17 protein-coding genes are annotated in these 18,466 nt (G+C 44.6%); 1 reads left to right on the forward strand and 16 read right to left on the reverse strand.

All coding sequences use genetic code 11. From position 1 onward, the window contains the following. Window positions 1-255: 255 nt before the first annotated feature. The 14 genes from J2S00_RS17675 to J2S00_RS17740 all read right to left on the reverse strand — a co-directional run bounded on the left by J2S00_RS17675 (window position 256) and on the right by J2S00_RS17740 (window position 16,185). Window positions 256-1,137, reverse strand: a complete 882-nt coding sequence (locus J2S00_RS17675; RefSeq protein ID WP_307342966.1) for a carbon-nitrogen hydrolase family protein — start codon at window positions 1,135-1,137, stop codon at window positions 256-258. Between the two features lie 25 nt (window positions 1,138-1,162). Further along, window positions 1,163-1,288 carry a hypothetical protein gene (locus tag J2S00_RS17680; RefSeq protein WP_307342969.1) on the reverse strand — a complete coding sequence of 42 codons (126 nt, stop codon included), beginning with the start codon at window positions 1,286-1,288 and terminating at the stop codon, window positions 1,163-1,165. Window positions 1,289-1,301: 13 nt separating this feature from the next. Then, window positions 1,302-2,792, reverse strand: coding sequence for a sodium:solute symporter family transporter (locus J2S00_RS17685; RefSeq protein WP_307342972.1), 1,491 nt, complete (start codon window positions 2,790-2,792; stop codon window positions 1,302-1,304). Window positions 2,793-3,005: 213 nt separating this feature from the next. Then, entirely contained in the window at window positions 3,006-4,679 is a 1,674-nt protein-coding gene (locus J2S00_RS17690; RefSeq protein WP_307342975.1) for a sigma-54 interaction domain-containing protein, read from the reverse strand. A 17-nt stretch (window positions 4,680-4,696) separates the two neighbouring features. Next, on the reverse strand, window positions 4,697-5,251 hold the full coding sequence (locus tag J2S00_RS17695; RefSeq protein ID WP_307342978.1) for a Fe-S-containing hydro-lyase: 555 nt from the start codon (window positions 5,249-5,251) through the stop codon (window positions 4,697-4,699). 56 nt (window positions 5,252-5,307) lie between these two features. Further along, entirely contained in the window at window positions 5,308-6,150 is an 843-nt protein-coding gene (locus tag J2S00_RS17700) for a fumarate hydratase (RefSeq protein ID WP_307342981.1), read from the reverse strand. Continuing rightward, a complete protein-coding gene (locus tag J2S00_RS17705) occupies window positions 6,128-7,708 on the reverse strand; it encodes an L-aspartate oxidase (RefSeq protein WP_307342984.1) in 1,581 nt (526 codons plus the stop codon). The genes J2S00_RS17700 and J2S00_RS17705 overlap by 23 nt, the downstream gene beginning before the upstream one ends. A gap of 14 nt (window positions 7,709-7,722) precedes the next feature. Further along, a complete protein-coding gene (sdhA, locus tag J2S00_RS17710; RefSeq protein ID WP_307342987.1) occupies window positions 7,723-9,483 on the reverse strand; it encodes a succinate dehydrogenase flavoprotein subunit in 1,761 nt (586 codons plus the stop codon). 23 nt (window positions 9,484-9,506) lie between these two features. After that, window positions 9,507-10,841, reverse strand: a complete 1,335-nt coding sequence (locus tag J2S00_RS17715; RefSeq protein ID WP_307342990.1) for an MmgE/PrpD family protein — start codon at window positions 10,839-10,841, stop codon at window positions 9,507-9,509. Then, the gene (locus J2S00_RS17720; protein WP_307342993.1) at window positions 10,841-11,752 is read right to left on the reverse strand and encodes a succinate--CoA ligase subunit alpha; all 912 of its coding nucleotides are present in this window, start codon (window positions 11,750-11,752) and stop codon (window positions 10,841-10,843) included. The genes J2S00_RS17715 and J2S00_RS17720 overlap by 1 nt, the downstream gene beginning before the upstream one ends. After that, window positions 11,752-12,960 carry a succinate--CoA ligase subunit beta gene (locus J2S00_RS17725; RefSeq protein ID WP_307342996.1) on the reverse strand — a complete coding sequence of 403 codons (1,209 nt, stop codon included), beginning with the start codon at window positions 12,958-12,960 and terminating at the stop codon, window positions 11,752-11,754. The genes J2S00_RS17720 and J2S00_RS17725 overlap by 1 nt, the downstream gene beginning before the upstream one ends. A 44-nt stretch (window positions 12,961-13,004) precedes the next feature. Further along, on the reverse strand, window positions 13,005-13,883 hold the full coding sequence (locus tag J2S00_RS17730; protein ID WP_307342999.1) for an HpcH/HpaI aldolase/citrate lyase family protein: 879 nt from the start codon (window positions 13,881-13,883) through the stop codon (window positions 13,005-13,007). 20 nt (window positions 13,884-13,903) lie between these two features. Further along, window positions 13,904-14,578, reverse strand: a complete 675-nt coding sequence (locus J2S00_RS17735) for a GntR family transcriptional regulator (RefSeq protein ID WP_307343002.1) — start codon at window positions 14,576-14,578, stop codon at window positions 13,904-13,906. Between the two features lie 155 nt (window positions 14,579-14,733). After that, window positions 14,734-16,185, reverse strand: a complete 1,452-nt coding sequence (locus tag J2S00_RS17740; protein WP_307343005.1) for an SLC13 family permease — start codon at window positions 16,183-16,185, stop codon at window positions 14,734-14,736. A 129-nt stretch (window positions 16,186-16,314) separates the two neighbouring features. Here J2S00_RS17740 and J2S00_RS17745 point away from each other — a divergent pair, with 129 nt between their 5' ends. Then, on the forward strand, window positions 16,315-17,385 hold the full coding sequence (locus J2S00_RS17745) for a tartrate dehydrogenase (protein WP_307343008.1): 1,071 nt from the start codon (window positions 16,315-16,317) through the stop codon (window positions 17,383-17,385). Between the two features lie 89 nt (window positions 17,386-17,474). Here J2S00_RS17745 and J2S00_RS17750 read toward each other — a convergent pair whose 3' ends face one another. Both J2S00_RS17750 and J2S00_RS17755 read right to left on the reverse strand, forming a co-directional pair. Then, window positions 17,475-17,630 (reverse strand): hypothetical protein, encoded by a 156-nt coding sequence (locus J2S00_RS17750; RefSeq protein ID WP_307343011.1) that lies wholly within the window; start codon window positions 17,628-17,630, stop codon window positions 17,475-17,477. A 22-nt stretch (window positions 17,631-17,652) separates the two neighbouring features. After that, window positions 17,653-18,402: a MerR family transcriptional regulator gene (locus tag J2S00_RS17755; RefSeq protein WP_307343014.1), complete on the reverse strand. Its 750-nt coding sequence runs from the start codon at window positions 18,400-18,402 to the stop codon at window positions 17,653-17,655. Window positions 18,403-18,466 lie beyond the last annotated feature (64 nt).

Below are 18,466 nucleotides of genomic sequence, written 5' to 3' on the forward strand. Positions count from 1 at the left end.
TATCTAGTTGATTTTCTATTCCGGAATTTGTTACACTTGATACCATAAGGTAGGGTACTCCTTTCTCTTATGGAATCTGGACAATTCCGAGGATATCCTACCTATTTTTATTTTTTCAAGTGCTTACACAAAATATTGTACGTCATCTTCAAAATAGTGGATACAATATAAACATAGACATTTATTTTAGAAAATATTGTATACATCATTTTTTTTCATCAAAAAACCCCCTGTTAAGGGGGCTGTAGATCATTTCTAATTTTTGGTCAGCGATTGAAAGGCACTTGGTTTTCGATCCATAAAGAAGGGATAAATCGATCTTGCTCTTAATATTGACTTAAAATTAAGCTCTGTAACCAGGACATCTTCTCTATCATGGGTAGATTCAGCTAATATTTCACCTAAGGCAGAAATGACCTTGCTTTCACCGAACCTTGACCAATACCCGACGTTTTTACCCATGTAATGCCTGCCAGAGGCATTACAAAAGATAACGTGACATCCATTTTCCAAAGCACGCATCAGCGGAGCGGTCTGAAATATTCGCCGCTTGTTTTCTCCATCTCCAACCCCGCCTTCTTTTCCTCCCTTCCAAATGGAACCGATCACAACCAATATTTCGGCTCCTTTGGCAGCTAACACACGAGAGATTTCGGGGAAGAAGACATCATAGCATATAACCAATCCTATTTTTCCAAATGGCGTTTCGATAACTTCAGGCTCAGGGCCAGGAGTAAAGTAAAATTTTTCAATTTGTGGGAGATGTACTTTTCTTGTGACATGCACTTCCCCTGTTTTTGAAATAAGCACTGCTACATTATAAATTTCTCCCTGTACTTCTGCCCTTTCAGCCATACCAACAACAAGAGAGATCCCGTATTTTTTAGCCGCCTCAGCTAACCGATTCGTTGTAGGCCCCGGTATGGGTTCAGCAGCTTCCCTCCAATATGTTTCCTTTTCTTCAGGTGTAAATTCTTTAACAAAACCGGTTAACCCTAGTTCCGGAAAAACAATCAGGTCAAGCCCTTGGCCCCCAAGTTCTTCAATTTTATTTAAAGTAAATAGTAAGTTTTCCTCTCTGTTCTCATAACCTACGCCACTTGTTTGAACAACAGCTACTTTCACTTTTTCCTGCATAAAAAGCATACTCCTTTGCTCTGATTTATTCTAAATTATTTTCACGATTGGTTTCATCAGGACGATACCATACTAATAAGCTCACTACAATGACAAGCAATGAAAAGATAGTACCATATAGCCAGATGGTCATCATCTCATTGACCCACATATTTTCTGCCTCCTTAAACTGATTTTTGACTAGGTTGTTCGGTTGCCACTCCTTTATTTCGAGTGGCAAATCCAACAATCAGCATGACAGTCACGCCAACCAACACCGCCCATGCACCGGCAGCCATAGTACTTTGTTCCAGATCACCAATGAGAATAATTAAGTACGCAACAATACCAGCTACTAATGAACATTTTGCCGCCGTTGCAGTAGCCAAATTGGGGAAGAACAGGCCTACAATAAGGGGTCCAAGTGTGCCGGAAGCAACTCCAGAGATCCCGACCCAGATGAACATACCCATTGAAGCTGGCGGGTTTAAGACCAAGATGTATGAGATGACACCTACTACGATAACCGTATAACGGCTTAATTTAAGCGCCATCCGGTCCGCTTCTTCAGGTGTTGCTTTAACAATGCCTCGTGGCACTAAAAATTTACGGTAGATATCATTGGCTACCAATGTCGACATCACAACAAAAATTCCGTCGGTAGTAGACATTGCTGCTGCAATGACCACGATACCTAGAACAGCTGCCATAATGGGGGGAAAAGCTTCCGTCACATAAGTTAATAAAGCTTGATCGGGATGATCGACCGTGACTGTTACCGCCGCATAAAGTCCTCCCAGAACCACGAGCAAGAAACATAAGGCAGATACCACATAAACCAAAATCATTTTCCTCATGTCTCGTGGATCTTTTAAGGCAAGCACTTTGTTAAACAATTGCGGCTGTGAAGAAAAGGCAAACTGAATAATGAAAGCACCAATGATGGCTGGAACGGCATAAAAAGCAGCAGAGTCTGGGTTTGTAAGGGCAACAAGATCTGCACTTCGTTCAGCTAAAGTGTTGTGAATGTGTGTGAAGGCTCCCGTAAATCCTCCGTGAAACATCCACAAAGCGGACAAAAATACTAACAACCCCATAACGGCCATCGCTACAGCTTGGGCTGCATCTGTATAAATATCTGCAAAAGATCCACCCCAAAAGACATAAGCCACTACAAAGATGGCAATAATGGCTAAACCCAAAGAATATGGAATCCCAAGAAGCGTTTTAAAAATCCATGCTCCTGCTGCAAACTGGGCTGCAATATAAAAGATGTTAAATAAACAAACCAAAGCAGTCCCTACACGGATAAAATCACTATTATACCGGTCTCCCAGCCAGTCTGCGAGAGAAAGAGACTTTTGCTTGATGTTCATCTCCCTCGCTCTTTTGGCCACGACAATTAAGCCAAGGGGTGAGGCAAAAATAAGGGTCATAAAGATCCATAGAGAAGAGAATCCCCATTGATAGGCCCAGCCAGGATAACCAACAAACGTCGCTGCACTAAAGAAAGTTGCTGCAAAAGCAAGGCCGAGAACATATGGACCTAGGGAAGCACCGGCAATAGCAAAGTCAGAAACAGTCGACGTTCTTTTGTAACCCAAATAGCCAAGATAGGCGATAAGAATCAAAAAGAGAACTAAACCAATCCACATATAGATTTGAATCTCACTCATCTCAGTCACACCTCCTGCCATTTTTCTAAAAATTATATTGCAAATAGCATGCCAATTATAACCCCCTATAGAATTAGCATTTTTTATAACTCTATAACTTTATGAATATGCACATATGCATAGCTTACTAAGTTCTGTTCACAATTTATTCACATTTTCGAATTGGTTTGAAAAGAGCAAAAACTATGCAACAAAGCATAAACTATTTATGCATTATTGCATGGATAGTTTATATTTCCTCAATTTTCTACTGATAGTGGATTGATTCACACCCAACGCCTTTGCCATCTCAGTTGTGTTACCATATTTTTTTAACGCTTGTAGTAATATCTCCTTTTCAGTTTTTTCAACAGCCTCTTTTAATGTTAATAGCTCTGTATTATACTGTGTATATTTATGCTCTGATTGGCCTGCAATCAGGATAATGTCATCCATTGTCACCATATCATGTTCTGTCGTCACGATAATTCTTTCTATCATATTTTCAAGTTCACGAATATTTCCTGGCCAGTCATATTCCATTAAGTAGTTAAAAACTTCCTGACTAATGCTTTTGCTTTTATTGTATGTTTGATTATATTTATTTAAAAAAGTATAGATTAAGGTAATAATATCTTCTTTCCGCTCCCTAAGAGGCGGAATATGAATGGGAATAACAGATAAGCGGTAGTAAAGATCTTCTCTAAAGGTCTTATTCTTCACCATCTCTTTCAAATCACGGTTAGTCGCCGCAATAATACGGACATCCGCTTGTTTAGGTTTGGTACCCCCAACTGGTATAAATGTTTTATCCTGTACTAACTGCAATAGCTTAACTTGTAATCCCAGTGGTAACTCCCCAATTTCATCTAAAAAAAGTGTACCGCCTTCGGCCATATCAACCATTCCAGGCTTTCCACCCTTTTGTGCCCCTGTAAACGCTCCTTCTATATAGCCAAACAACTCTGATTCCAACAAGTTTTCTGGAATGCTCCCACAGTTTACCGTTATAAATGGTCCTTTAGCACGTTCACTGTTACTGTGAATAAAGCGGGCAAGAAAGCTTTTACCTACTCCAGTCTCACCTGTAATCAAAACAGTAGAATTCACTTGCGCTACCCGTAAAGATAAATCATAAACTTTTTCCATTACACTGCTCCGCATTTCAAAAGGACGCTGTTCCCGTTTTAGTTTAATCAGTTCTTTCTCATATCTTTCCACCTGTTCCCGATAAAAGTTTAGTTCTTCTTTCAACCTGGTTTCTCCAGTTATATCACGAGACGTATTGATGACCCGGACTAATTCACCTGCATCATTGAACACGGGAGTTCCGGTCACATAGAGGCGTCGTCCCGTTTTAGTTTCCTGCAGTTGAGTGACTTGTCTCTTCTGTTCCAACACTAAACGGGTGACCGAAGGTTTAAACAATCCTTCCTCTTCTAGTTCATAAACACTTTTACCAATAAAATATTGTGCAGGGTAACCCCAAAGCTTTTCACAAGCTGAACTAACTCGCAGCGTTGTTCCTTTTGCATCTGCAACAAAGATCACATCCCACGAAGATGAAAAAATAGCATTAAGATCCTCAGTAAGATACGTCGATTTCATCATTTCATCTTGAATAAATGGAAAATCAGACAGAGGCAAAAGACAAAATAGAAGATGATGATCCCATTGTTTTGCCCTTATAAAGAAAGAATGCTGTTTAAGATCGAACTTAGTAAAGCGATGATCACGAAGAAGGGCATCCTTATTGGCCTGAATATAATTGAAAAACTCCTGTTCCAACCCACTAAGAGCCATTTGGGCATACTGATTCATTTCAAAATCATGATTGGGTGAAAGGGCTACTAATCCAATGTTAAAAGCAGAGCTTCCCTCAAAGAAGTGCAGTAAACTCCGGTTCAACATGCAGCCCTCCTTTTTTACTCAATTCTATATTTTTCTGCCCCCTGCTGGTAGAGATCATTGCCGTGACAATCATTAATCACGGTCACAGGAAAATCCTGCAGTGTTAAGCGACGGATCGCCTCAGGCCCTAAGTCTTCATAAGCGATAATTTCCTGGTGTTTAATCGCCTTGGATAATAAAGCCCCGGAACCGCCTACGGCAGCAAAATAGACCGCTTTATATTTGCAAATGGCCTCTTTGACTGCTTCGTTGCGATACCCTTTTCCAATCATCCCTTTTAAACCCAGGGACAAAAGGGCGGGGGTGTATTTATCCATGCGGCCGCTGGTCGTTGGCCCCGCTGACCCTATCACCTGACCGGGCTTAGCGGGAGTGGGGCCGACATAATAAATCGTTTCCCCTGCCAAGGAAATGGGGAGCTCTTCCCCTTTTTCGATCAGTTCCATTAACCTTTTGTGGGCTGCATCACGGGCAGCGAGCACACTTCCAGAGAGAAGGACACGATCCCCGGCCCGCAAATCCTCAACTGCCTCATCAGTCAGCGGCAAACTAATTCTTTTGACACCCAAAGCCGTTCCCTCCTTAAAAGTATAGTTTCATCTCTTGGTAGAAAAGCTGACTTAGACTATAAGATCACTTCCTTATGCCGACTGGCGTGACATTGGATGTTGACGGCGACGGGTAAAGAGGCAATATGACAGGGATAAACCTCTATCTTAACATCCAGTGCTGTGGTCGTGCCTCCCATGCCTTGGGGACCGATGCCAAGTTTATTGCATTCTTCCATCCATTCCCTTTCCAATTGGGCAATTCGTTCATCCGGATGGCGCTCACCTACTTCACGGAACAGCGATTTTTTGGCCATGTAAGCGGACCGTTCAAAGCTGCCGCCCACGCCAACACCGACGATCATCGGCGGACAGGCATTCGGACCGGCCAACCTCACTGTTTCCAAAACAAACTGCTTGACACCATCCAGTCCATCGGAAGGCTTAAGCATTTTCAGACGGCTCATATTTTCACTTCCGCCTCCCTTGGCCGTCAACTTGATTTTCAAGCGGTCCCCATCCACCAACTCAACATACGTAATCCCCGGGGTGTTATCCCCTGTGTTTTGACGGTCAAAAGGGTCCTTGACCATAGAGTGGCGCAAATAACCTTCTCCATAGCCCCGGCGTACACCTTCATTAATCGCCTCGTAAAGGCTCCCGCCGGTAATTCGGCAATCATAACCAAGTTCCACGTAAAAAACGGCCAAACCAGTATCCTGACACATGGGGATGCGTTCTTTTTTGGCAATCTCAGCATTTTGGATAAGCTGCTCTAAAACATCCCGGCCAATCTCTGATTTCTCTTTTGCCAAAGATGTCTTAAAAGCGGTCAGCATATCTTCACCCAAATCAAAACTGGCGCTTTTGCACATCTCAGCGACCTTTTCCGTAATCTCACTCACATGAACTGCTCTCATGGGCCTGTACCTCCTCATCATCTAACTGGCAGGGGCAAAAGGTGATCTCGTTTTTTTCAACTCTTAAGTAACCTTTCCATTTATCATTTTGCCGGGGATAATCCCGTCTGATATGTGCCCCGCGGCTTTCAGCCCTCTCTAGAGCTGATTTTGTTATCCAGTAAGCCATATGGATCATGTCCAACTCTATTTGTTTGATTCGCTGACCGGTGTTCTCCTCACATTGTGTTATAGCTTTAAGCTCTGTCAGCTTAGATAAAGCGTGCTCAAGGCCTTCTTTTGTCCGTTCTATGCCGACATAGTTCCACATCAGGGGCTGTATTTCTTTACGTACTTTGCGTACAGTTTGTCGCAAAAGTTGAACGGACCATTGAACATCAGTCTTTTCTATTAATCTGAATCCGGCATGCTCATGATGAACAGGTTTGCTCTCCCATGCCGCACATTCGCCAGCGCGCTTACCAAACACCAAGGCCTCAGTCAGAGCCCCTCCACCCAGGCGGTTAGCACCATGCAGTCCCCCTGAACACTCTCCACAGGCAAACAAGCCAGGAACATTGGTTCTCCCCCACTCGTCAATCTCAATGCCTCCTATGGAATAATGTTCCACAGGGGAGACTATGAGTTCTTGTTGCCCGTTGCGCTTAAGCAGTTGATAGAGTTTTGGACTTGCTTGACGCAGGTCCTCATCTTCCACTCTCGTGATATCCAAATACACCTTTCCCTGTTTAAACATTTCGTAGCTGAGGATATCTCTGGTCTCCAGCTCCTGGCGAGGATAATGCTCCATAAACCGCTCGCCTTGTGCATTGCGCATGACGGCGCCTACAGCAAACAGTTTCGTGTATAAATCAATATTTTGCGGTGAAATGAGACGATAAGGGTAAAACTGGATAAACTCGAGGTCCCTTAATCTGGCTCCCTTCCGCCAAGCCATGGCGATCACTTCGCCTGTGACATCATTAGGGTTATCCGTTTGATCATACAGTCCCCCTAAACCTCCTGAAGCCAAAATGACACTTCCTGCTGTAATCACAGTGAGGGTGTTATGATGGATGGCCACCACCCCGGCCACTCTTTCCTCTTCCAGCAAATCGATCACTGTATAATGATCGAGCAACACAGCCCCTTTTTGAGCTGCCACTTCTCTTAACCGGCGGGTAATCTGAGACCCAACCGATTTGGGATGATAACAGCGGCGGGGATAGCTGTGACCAGGTGTGACCAACTCCCGCTCATACTCCAGGGGGATGTGATACACTTCTGACAGTTCTTTAACCCTGGCCGTACATTCTTCAGCAAACACCTGAACCAAGCGCTTATGATTGATTTCTCTTCCCCCGGCCAGCATGTCTTCAACCAATTGCCGGGGAGAATCACGATGATCCAGAAGGGCTGTATGAACCGCATCAGATATGGATGACGACCCGCCATAACCGATCTTACCTTTTGCTAAAACACCAACACGGGCACCTGCTTCACAGGAGGCAATGGCAGCCCTTAAAGCTGCCTGACCGCCCCCTACGATCAAAACATCAAATGTAACTGCCTGTGGCATCCTTTTTCATCACCTTACTTTACCGGACTTGTTTCCTTAATGACATCATATCTGCGAGGACGTGGTTTAATTAATGAAACATCAACCGGTTCATATGAGAAGACAGGACCGTCTCCTGTATAGGAAGCAATCGTTGTTTTGAGCCAGTTGTCATCATCACGATCCGGAAACTCGGGCTTATAATGCGCTCCCCTGCTTTCATTGCGGTGCAAAGCTCCAAGGGTAATAACCCTGGACAGCTCTAGCATATTCCACAGCTGTCTGGTGAAAGTCACAGCATGATTGTGATATCGGGCCGTATCTGCCACCCCGATCCGCTGCCAGCGTTCCATCAATTCTTGTATTTTGTCATCTGTTTCTTTCAATTTGTTGTTGTAGCGGACCACGGTGACATTGTCTACCATCCACTCACTCAACTCCAGGTGCAGTTGATAGGGATTTTCGTTTCCATCCATCTTATATATTTGATTCAGGTATGCTTCTTGTTTACGCCGTTCAGTTTCAAACAGAAGAGAGGAAAGATCAGCAGCAGATGTGCTTAAGCCATGAACATATTTCAGAGCGCTGGGACCTGCAACCATTCCTCCAAAAATGGAAGATAATAGAGCGTTGGCCCCTAAACGGTTGGCCCCGTGATATTGATAGTCACATTCCCCGCAGGCAAATAGCCCGGGGATATTGGTCATTTGCTCATAATCAACCCACAATCCTCCCATCGAGTAATGAACAGCAGGGAAAATTTTCATCGGGACTTTACGGGGATCTTCGCCCATAAATTTGTGGTAGATATCCAAAATGCCGCCTAGTTTCCGCTCTAGATATTCCTGGGGCAAATGGGATAAATCAAGATAGACCATATTTTCCCCGTTCACCCCTAGTTTTAGGTCCACACAGACATGAAAGATCTCCCTTGTGGCGATATCCCGGGGAACCAAGTTACCGTAGGCAGGGTACTTTTCTTCAAGAAAATACCACGGTTTGCCGTCTTTATAGACCCACACCCGCCCTCCTTCACCCCGGGCCGATTCGGACATTAACCTCAATTTGTCATCTCCCGGGATGGCCGTCGGATGAACTTGAATAAACTCCCCGTTGGCATACTTAACACCTTGCCTGTAAGCAATGGCATGGGCACTTCCCGTATTAATCATGGAGTTCGTTGATTTTCTGAAAATATAACCTAACCCGCCCGTAGCCAGAATAACGGCATCGGCAGGAAAAGCATGGATTTCCATGGAGTGAAGGTCTTGAGCCACGATGCCCCGACAGATTTGTTCATCGTCTATAACCAGAGAAAGCAGTTCCCAATATTCGTATTTCTCAACGAGACCCTCGGCCTCATAACGTCTCACTTGCTCATCTAAGGCATAAAGGAGTTGTTGCCCCGTCGTGGAGCCGGCAAAAGCGGTACGGGAATATTTGGCACCACCCAGCCGCCGGAAATCAAGCAAGCCTTCAGGTGTACGGTTAAACATCACACCCATGCGATCCAGCAAATTGATGATGCCGGGAGCTGCCTCACACATGGCCTTAACAGGCGGCTGGTTGGCTAGAAAGTCCCCTCCGTAGATGGTGTCGTCGAAATGTTCCCAGGTGGAATCTCCTTCTCCTTTGGTGTTAACTGCGCCATTGATTCCACCCTGTGCACAAACTGAGTGCGAACGACGCACGGGAACTAGTGAGAAAAGCTGTACTTTTTGTCCTGCCTCTGCAATTTTGATCGTAGCCATTAAACCGGCCAGTCCTCCGCCAACAACAATGTAACGTCCCCCCATACTGCCCCTCCATTCCGTTACTTTTACTCGAACCATTCATCCAGCACACGTATCTGATCCAGTTTCATAATTTTATCTACCCAGCTGTTTGTTTGTTCAACGGAAAGTTTATCCTGGGTCATCCTTTTAAATTTGTTAATTAAGTCTTCTTTTGTCACGGGATTTTCTGGATCACCTTTGGGAAAATCAACGTGCTGGCTTAACTGTCGACCATCGTTCAGCTCCATTTCAACGAGCGAAGCCCATTTATGCGGATACTCTTCTTCAATCTCAGGATCAAGCACCACTTCTACTTTTTCCATCAAGTTCCGTATGTTCGGATCTTGTAAGTTGCGCTCATTAAAGTCATCCAAACCGGCACTTCCCTTTTCAAGAGCGACTGCCACACAATAGGGGATGCTAAATTTTGAAGCATAAACACTTTCCGGATTGGCATAGCCGGCAATCTCGATGGCTGACTGGTATGTTCGGACCCGAATGTGTCTAATGTCTGCCGGAGCAATGTTGTAAGTTTTTTGCAGCTCCAGGACCACATCGATCGGTTGATGGGTGTGACGGCAGGAAGCATGGATTTTAAAAGAATTTTCCTTTATTTTAAATACCTCTCCCAACTGTTGGGTCACTTTGCTTTCGTCGGCCTCTTCGCACATGGCCTTAAAAAATCCCCGCGGTCCTTCCAATATCCGTTTGGCTCCTGTAAACCCTTTTTGTGCTGTGATGGCCGCCAGCACACCCTCCATTGCCGCTTTGCCGGGATGTAACTGTTTTGTCATAGCCCCGTCATCAATAAATTGCCACAACCCAGCTGCTTGGGTTCCCGCAGTGCCCAGAGTATTGATAATCTGTTCCTCATCCAGCTCTAACAATTTGGCTGCAGCAGCCGCTGCACCAAATGTGCCACAAGTGGCTGTATTGTGCCAATATCTGTAATGGGAAGGACTGACCGCTTCCCCGATTCGAAAGGCAACATCATAGCCCACTACAACTGCGGTAATCAAATCTTGACCCGACTTCTGCCTGTATTCAGCTACAGCCACAGCAGCAGGTATGATCACAGTTGCAGCATGAATAATAGAGGCTTTATGGATATCATCAAGCTCAACCATATGGGACGAGGCCCCGTTCACCAAAGCGGCCTGGTAAACGGATGTTTTTCCTCCAGTCACCAAGGATGCCTGCGGGTTTCCTCCCATTTCGTCAATAAAAGCTTTCAAAATTTGTACCGGTTTATAGTGAGAACCAGCAAGCGCCGACCCCAGCCAATCCAAAATACACAATTTGGTGAACTGAACCACATCTTCTTCCAAATACTCATACTTTGTTCGGTGAATGAAAGAGGCCAAGGATTGGGATAACATTATCTCACCGCCTTTCCTGTTAACACACTGTGTAAAACATTGATCATATCATCAAACCGCTCAACAACATGAGCACCGGCTTCGTGCAACTTTTTCATCTTGGTTGAAGGCCGCCCTTCACCGCCGGAAATCATCGTGCCGGCATGGCCGAAAACAGTTCCTTCCGGCATGTTCTCCGTAAACCGGCCGGCAATATAAGAGATTAATGGCTTGGAAAACCCGCCTTTTGTCAAGAATTCAGCGGCATCCTCTTCAAATGAAGTTCCCGGCTCAGAAAAGACAACAACCGCATCGGTATCATCATCTTTCTCAAACAAGGTTAATAAATCAACAATGTTACTGCCGATCAGCGCATCTCCTCCCATGCCGATACTGGTACTCACCCCAAAACCGGCCCTTTTCACCATCCATGACGTCTCGGCCGTCATGCCGCCGCTGCGGGAGATCACCCCGACACGTCCCGGGACAAAACAGCGCTCCGGATTGTCCCCACCGATTGATCCCAGTTTCATGCGGTCTCCCGGATTAATCATGCCTACTGTATTGGGCCCAATCAGATGAACTCCGTTTTTTCTGGCCAGATGCAACATTTTAAGTACATCAAGTTGAGGAACATTTTCGGTGGTGACGACAATCACTTTGATACCACTGGCAATGGCCTCTTCCACGGCATCCAAAGCAAAGGGAGGCGGAACAACGATTAGACTGGTATTCACACCGTGCTGTTCAACAGCCTCCTTAACCGTGTCATAAACAGGAACGCCATGAACATTCATACCTTTCTTGCCGGGGGTTACTCCGGCAAGCACTGGAGTACCGTAATCCAGCGTGTGCCGGGTAATCATGGAAGCTTCTCGTCCTGTAATACCTTGTATTAAAATTTTGGAATTTCGATCAATTAAAATAGCCATTATTGCTGCACCTCTTTCATACGCTGAACCATCTTCTCGGCCGCCTGCATCAACGTGATTTCTTCCCCGTAATATTCCACCCCTGCTTCAAGGAAAATCCGCCGGCCTTCCTCATCATTCACCCCTGCTTCCCGGACAACGACCGGGAATTTACTTAAGTCGATATTCATGTCCTTTAAAGCACGAACAATTCCCCTGGCCATGACATCCACCTGCGTGTTGTTGGTAATGTTATGGGCCACAAACAATCCCTTTACCCCTGGTTTGGACAAAATACCTTTTGTTAGTCCATACACCTTTTCCTCTGGCGGATTACCGCCCGTCTCTGTATAGTTAGCTGGTTGGCCACCCAGATCCACCAGTGCATCAAAACTGAGCAGACTTCCGCCTCCCCCGCCGCACATAAAACCAATATTTCCGCCTTCCATCTCCGTATACCTCGCTGTCCCCCGGTAATCGGCATTGTTGATTTCTATCATTTTCTTCTCCAATTCTGTCAGCGGACGCCAGGCCCTTTCACTGCCCACTTCCACTTTACCTGCCAACTCCGGCTGGCGATACAGGGCTGAGTCGTCCACGCCCATCACTGACGCGGCAGCAACCACTGTTCCCTCTTCCGTTAAGACAAGAGGATTGATTTCCAGTAAATAGGCGTCATAGGTGATAAACACATCATAAAGCTGCAGAAGAAGCTGTTGGGCCTGCAGCAGTTCCTTGCCTGTCAAGCCAAGCCGGCTCCAGATCTCCTTCGCTTCAAATGGCCTCAGTCCCCGGAAAATATCCACATGATGAGTAACAATGCGCTCGGGATGTGCCATGACCAGCTCCTCAACATCAACACCGCCATCCAAAGTGGCAACAATTACTGGTTTTTGCCTCTTTTTATCGATGGTAATGGAAACATACCATTCCTGTTTAATGGCCACTTTCTCTTCAACCAATACTTTTTCAACAGGGAAATGTCTGACAGTCATGTTCAACAATGACCGGCTTCTTTCATAGGCTTCCTGAGGGGTATCAGCAAACTTGATGGCACCTGCTTTGCCCCGCTTTCCTACTGGAACCAATGCTTTTAAAACAACGGGACATCCTAGTTCCTCCGCTGCTTTCATTGCCTCCTCCGGACTATTGGCCACCCTGTGCTCAGGTGTCGGTACCCCTCTTCGCCCAAGCAGGCGTTTACTCTCATGTTCAAGCACTCTTCCCACTCTGTTCTCCTCCTTTTGATCATCAGATTCGTGCTGAGCCCCGGTTATGTCTGCTTGTTGATCTGTTCATACAGTTTCAAGACTTGCATCGCTTTGTGAACAACTGGGGGGTCAATCATTTTTCCGTTCAGTTGTATGGCAGCTTCTCCCCTGCTTCGTGCTTGCTCAAAAGCTTCTACAATTTGTCTGGCCTCTGTTACTTCTTGCTCGGAAGGGGTGTAGACAGCATTGACCGGGCCAATCTGTTTAGGATGAATGACCAATTTGCCTTGAAATCCCATTTTTTTGGCCCGTTCCGTCTCCCTGATCAAACCCTCAATATTGTAAATATCGATGTAAACGGTATCAATCGGCCCCCTGATTCCCGCTGCACGGCTGCTGTTGACCAGATGTGCCCTGGCATAATAGACCTCCCAACCTTCCTCCGTCATTTCCCCCTGGATATCAGCTGTGTAGTCAACGGATCCAAAAGCTAAATGCAGGACACGCTTGGAGGCCCGGGCAATATCATAACTGTTGTGTACACCAAGTGCTGTTTCTATCTGGGGAACGATTTTAAAGTGACCAGGAGGAAGTTGCTTCTCCTTTTCCACCCGATTAAGGTACTCATCCAATTGTTTTATGTGAGCTGGGTCTTCTGTTTTGGGCAACATCACGCCTCCACATCCTGCCTGGGCCACCGCTTCCAGATCCTGTTGATAATCAGGTGTTGTCGCGCCATTAATGCGTACCACTCTCGTTTGCCCACTTGTGATCTGTTGCTGTAGCGCTTCGGCGACCTCTTGGCGAGCAACATCTTTCCTGCCCATCTCAACGGCGTCTTCCAGGTCATAAATAATTACATCGGCATCCAACGTTAAAGCCTTTTGCATCGCTCTCTTGTTCGTCCCTGGTACAAAGAGCCAGGCACGGTGTTTATTCATGATTAACTCCTCCTCCGGGTTTACGATGAACGCCCATTATTCTTGAGCATAAATGCTTTAAGGTCTTCACCTGTACGGTGAATGTGTTTAGCCATTAACCGAGTGGCCCGCCCGATATCTTGCACCTTGATCGCTTCAACGATCGCCCGGTGTTCCTGATTGGATAAATGGATTTGTCCCTCTAACAAAAATGGCGTGTAGTTGGGGACACCATGACTAAGCGAACGGATCAACCCTTTCAAACGCTGCCAGGAACACCCTTTAAACAGCAGCCGGTGAAACTGCATGTTAGCTTCTATAAACTGGTGGGCGTTATCTTTGCCCCCTTCCATCTTATGAAGCAAATGTTCAAGTTCTGCTATGTCTTCTGTTGTCAACAACGGAATACTCTTTTCCAAAGCCAGTGATTCCAACATGGCGCGCAAGGTATAAATCTCTTCAACTTCATGCAAGGATAACATTTTAACAATAGCACCTTTATGGGGTTCTAATACCACCAGGCCTTCTGACTCCAATTGCCGCAGCGCCTCCCGTACCGGCATACGGCTGACTCCAAGTTCTTGTGCCAGTTCATCCTGCACCAGCCTCTCACCAGGTTGAAAATCTCCTTTGAGAATGGCTTCACGCAAAATGTTACATACCCTTTTCTGCAGTGTACTTCTGTCTTCAAGCTGCAATCCACGTTTTTGTTCCATTTCTATCCCTGCCTTCGTACATTTCGGATAAAGGATATTGGATCCGATTTGTTTTGCTGAAATTATACTATAGTTTAACTTTTTTTAAAAGATAGATTTTTATTTACGCGCTTAAAAAAACGGGAAAAGAGGTTCCTCTTTTCCCTGATTACTGTTTAATACAGTCCCATCCATTGCCACCATGTCATCACAACAAGCACAACGATTAGGGTTGTCAACAATGTAAGAATGATGCCCGGAATGTAAAAATCTTTTTGGCTTATTAGCCTTGTACTGTGAGCCAATACATTGGGGATCGTCTCCACGACCAGAATAAATCCTAACACACTGGTAATTCCGGCAATCACAGCGAAAGCGATCGGATCAGCCGAAATTTGCAGCGCCACTGTCATAAATACTGGAACAATCGTTATCACAGCTGTGCCAACATTGGAGACTCCCAAATGGAAAAGCTGGACAATGATAACAATGGTAAAAACAGCTAATAAAGGGTGTTGTAAGAATGCCAAAAAAACATCGGAAAAGAGGATCGATGTCACATAATCGATCGAGCCTGTATCATTTAAGATGCGTCCAATTGATAATGTGACGCCAACCAGCAACAACATATTGACATCTATTTTTGATAATTGATCCCACCTGGCAATCCCTATTCCAGGAATGCCCATTAAAACGGCAGCAATCAATGCTGGAATAGCAGGGTGCAATCCATGAAGTCCCTGCGACACCCACAGCAAAACCGTTAGAAGGAGTATAACTAAACAGCGCTTATCCTTTGGACCCAACTTTCCTAGTTCTCTTATTTTAATCTCTAATTCTTTTCTTATATCCCTCAAATGAGTGAATTGAATAGGATAAGCCTTGTATACCACATACCAGGTCACTGGTATTGATAACAACCAAATCGGAAATGTATATAAAAACCAGTCAAAGTAGGAAATAGTTGTACCGGTATAAATATAAACGATTTCCACCACCAACACATTTCCAATTGCTGCTGGGAGAAAACCTATTCCTGAAATATTTCCACCATATGCCACTGACAACATCATTTGTTTTTTATAGTTAACCTGATCTTGTAACTGCAAAATATTAATCAGTGCTAATATCACAGGCAGTACCAATGTTGTTCTTACACCGGTAGCAGGTATAAATAGGGAGAGAATTTGAGGAATCATGATGATACCAAACAGCAAAGCACCTGGTGAGTTTCCTGTCACCTTTAACATACTGTAAACCACTCGTTGACCTATTGTGGTACTATGCACGCCTTGAGCCATCATCATGCCGCCAACAATCAGAAAAGTCGCTCCAGTTGAAAATCCGCTAAGCGCCTCGTCAATGGATACGGTCTGAAAGAGAACATAAAGTATTAAAATTAATAGGGAAGTGAGTCCAAAGGAAAAGAGCTCAAAGATCCATAGTACAAGACCTAAAAATGTGATGGCTAAAGTGGCACGGATAGACCATGTCGTGTCAGGTATAAACAAGAGCATGAGAAAACCTAATAATCCAATAAATAGAGCAATAACCGTTTTGGTGTCAACTTTTTCATACACTTTAGAACTGATTTGTACGTTTTGATTTGCTATTTTTTTGGGTTCCACTTAAAATCACAACCTAATAACGAAAATGTTTTTCAAAATTTGTTAACAATCTAAATTTATGATACCATATCTAATAAATTTGGCTATTAATTCTTGAATTAATCATTGTACGAAGGGATGATATCATTTATGAAAAAGATTGAACTCGCCGTGATACCCGGAGATGGCATTGGTACAGAGGTCGTCCAGGAAGGATTAAAAGTGTTAGATGTCATAGCAGAGCTACATGGGGGATTAACATTTGAAACAACAGAATTCCCCTGGGGATGCGAGTATTACTTGCAACATGGTAAAATGATGCCTGATAATGGACTTGATACGCTCAAAAATTTTGATCAAATCTTTCTTGGTGCTGTCGGCTTCCCAAGTGTCCCCGATCATATTTCTCTATGGGGATTACTCATCCCTATTCGCAGAACATTTCAACAGTATGTTAATTTAAGGCCTGTCAAACTATTGAGGGGAATGGACTCTCCTTTAAAAGGATATCAGGCTGGCGCCATTGATTTTATTGTGGTCAGAGAAAACAGTGAAGGGGAGTACTCCAGTATAGGCGGACGAATCCACCATGACACTCCCCATGAAACAGCTATTCAAGTCAATTATTTTTCCCGCTATGGGATAGACCGAACGATTCGTTATGCGTTTGAATTGGCTAAAAATTCTCCGCGCAAAAAATTGACATCAGCCACCAAGTCAAATGGTATCACCTTTACAATGCCCTTCTGGGATGAAGAGTTTAAGCGTATTCAAGCAGACTATCCTGAAGTAGAAACGGAAATATTCCATATTGATGCGTTAGCAGCCTATTTTGTGACCAGACCGGAATCTTTTGATGTTGTTGTGGCCTCCAACCTCTTTGCCGATATATTAACTGACATTGGCGGGGCCATCATGGGCAGTATTGGGATTGCTCCTGCAGCAAATATTAACCCAGAAGGCAAGTACCCCTCGATGTTTGAACCGGTTCATGGTTCGGCTCCCGACATTGCCGGTAAAGGGATTGCCAACCCAATTGGTCAAATTTGGACAGCCAAAATGATGCTGGATCATCTAGGGGAACATGATTTAGGAGAAAAGCTGCTCACAGTAATCGAAGAAACATTACTGGAGGGCATCAAAACGCCAGATTTGGGCGGCAAGGCCACCACAACAGAAGTGGGAGACGCCATTTGCGATAAGCTTCGCCGACTAGGATAAACAAAGAGACGCTGTATTGTTAGTCAGGCTATCTGTTTAAACTTATAAGTGGGGCTGCCTAAGTTAAGCCTTAGGACAGCCCCAGATTACTATAAGATATGGTGGGAATGTTCTTCAATAGCATTTTGTTGGACATTAAAAAATTGTTCTGCTCCGCATAAAAATGGCTTTAAAAGCCCCGTAAGTACATGACACTGAATTTTCTGGCGACCGAAAGGTCGCCATGCTTCTTTCATCTCACTCATCAAACATTACCCTGGCTCAGAATTAATTTTGATCATTATCCGCATAGATGGCCATCGCATCACGCATAAATTTGGCCAACCCGTCACCGAATTGGTCAATGGTTTCGGTAAAACGTTCATCGTCCACATACATTTGACCCAGTCCTTTGAATGCCTCCAATGAGTAATGGCCGAAATTTTCATTTAAAAAGTCATACCATTCCTTAATCGCTGCCTGTGCCTCTTCTGATTCAGGTGAGCCATGACGTAAGGCGGCCAGTTTATTATAGATCGCATTGGCAGTTTTTGACATGGCTTCTCGTTCTTCTGTAGACAGATTATTTATCTTGGCAGTCATGTTGTCAACAGCTTCATCTCCCCAGCGTTCACGTGCTTCTTGTTCGTACGGATTATGACTAAAGTCAAACCCCTCAAATTTCTCTTTGTTTGTCATTTGAATTTCTCCTTTCATATGTTGGATTGTTTTATCAATCGTGTTGATCATCCTGTCGATCCGGCTGCGTTTCTCAAGCAACATTTTCCGATGTTGCTGTAACGCCTCCAGCCGGTTAAATGATGGACTACTGATAATCTCTTTAATTTGCTTTAATGGAAAGCCAAGTTCTTTAAAAAACAAAATTTGTTGTAACGTCTCCAGATTATCGTCCGAATAGAGACGATACCCGGATGGGGTTGTCTCCTCAGGTGTTAACAATCCTATCTCATCATAGTAGTGCAACGTGCGTACGCTAATGCCTACTAAATCGGCCACTTCTTTCACACTCATTTTCATCGTTTTCCACCCCCTTCTGCAGTTACTATAAAGTATCACGTGACGTGAGAGTCAACAGGTATTT

The sequence above is a fragment of the Caldalkalibacillus uzonensis genome, assembly GCF_030814135.1.
Lineage (GTDB): Bacteria > Bacillota > Bacilli > Caldalkalibacillales > Caldalkalibacillaceae > Caldalkalibacillus > Caldalkalibacillus uzonensis.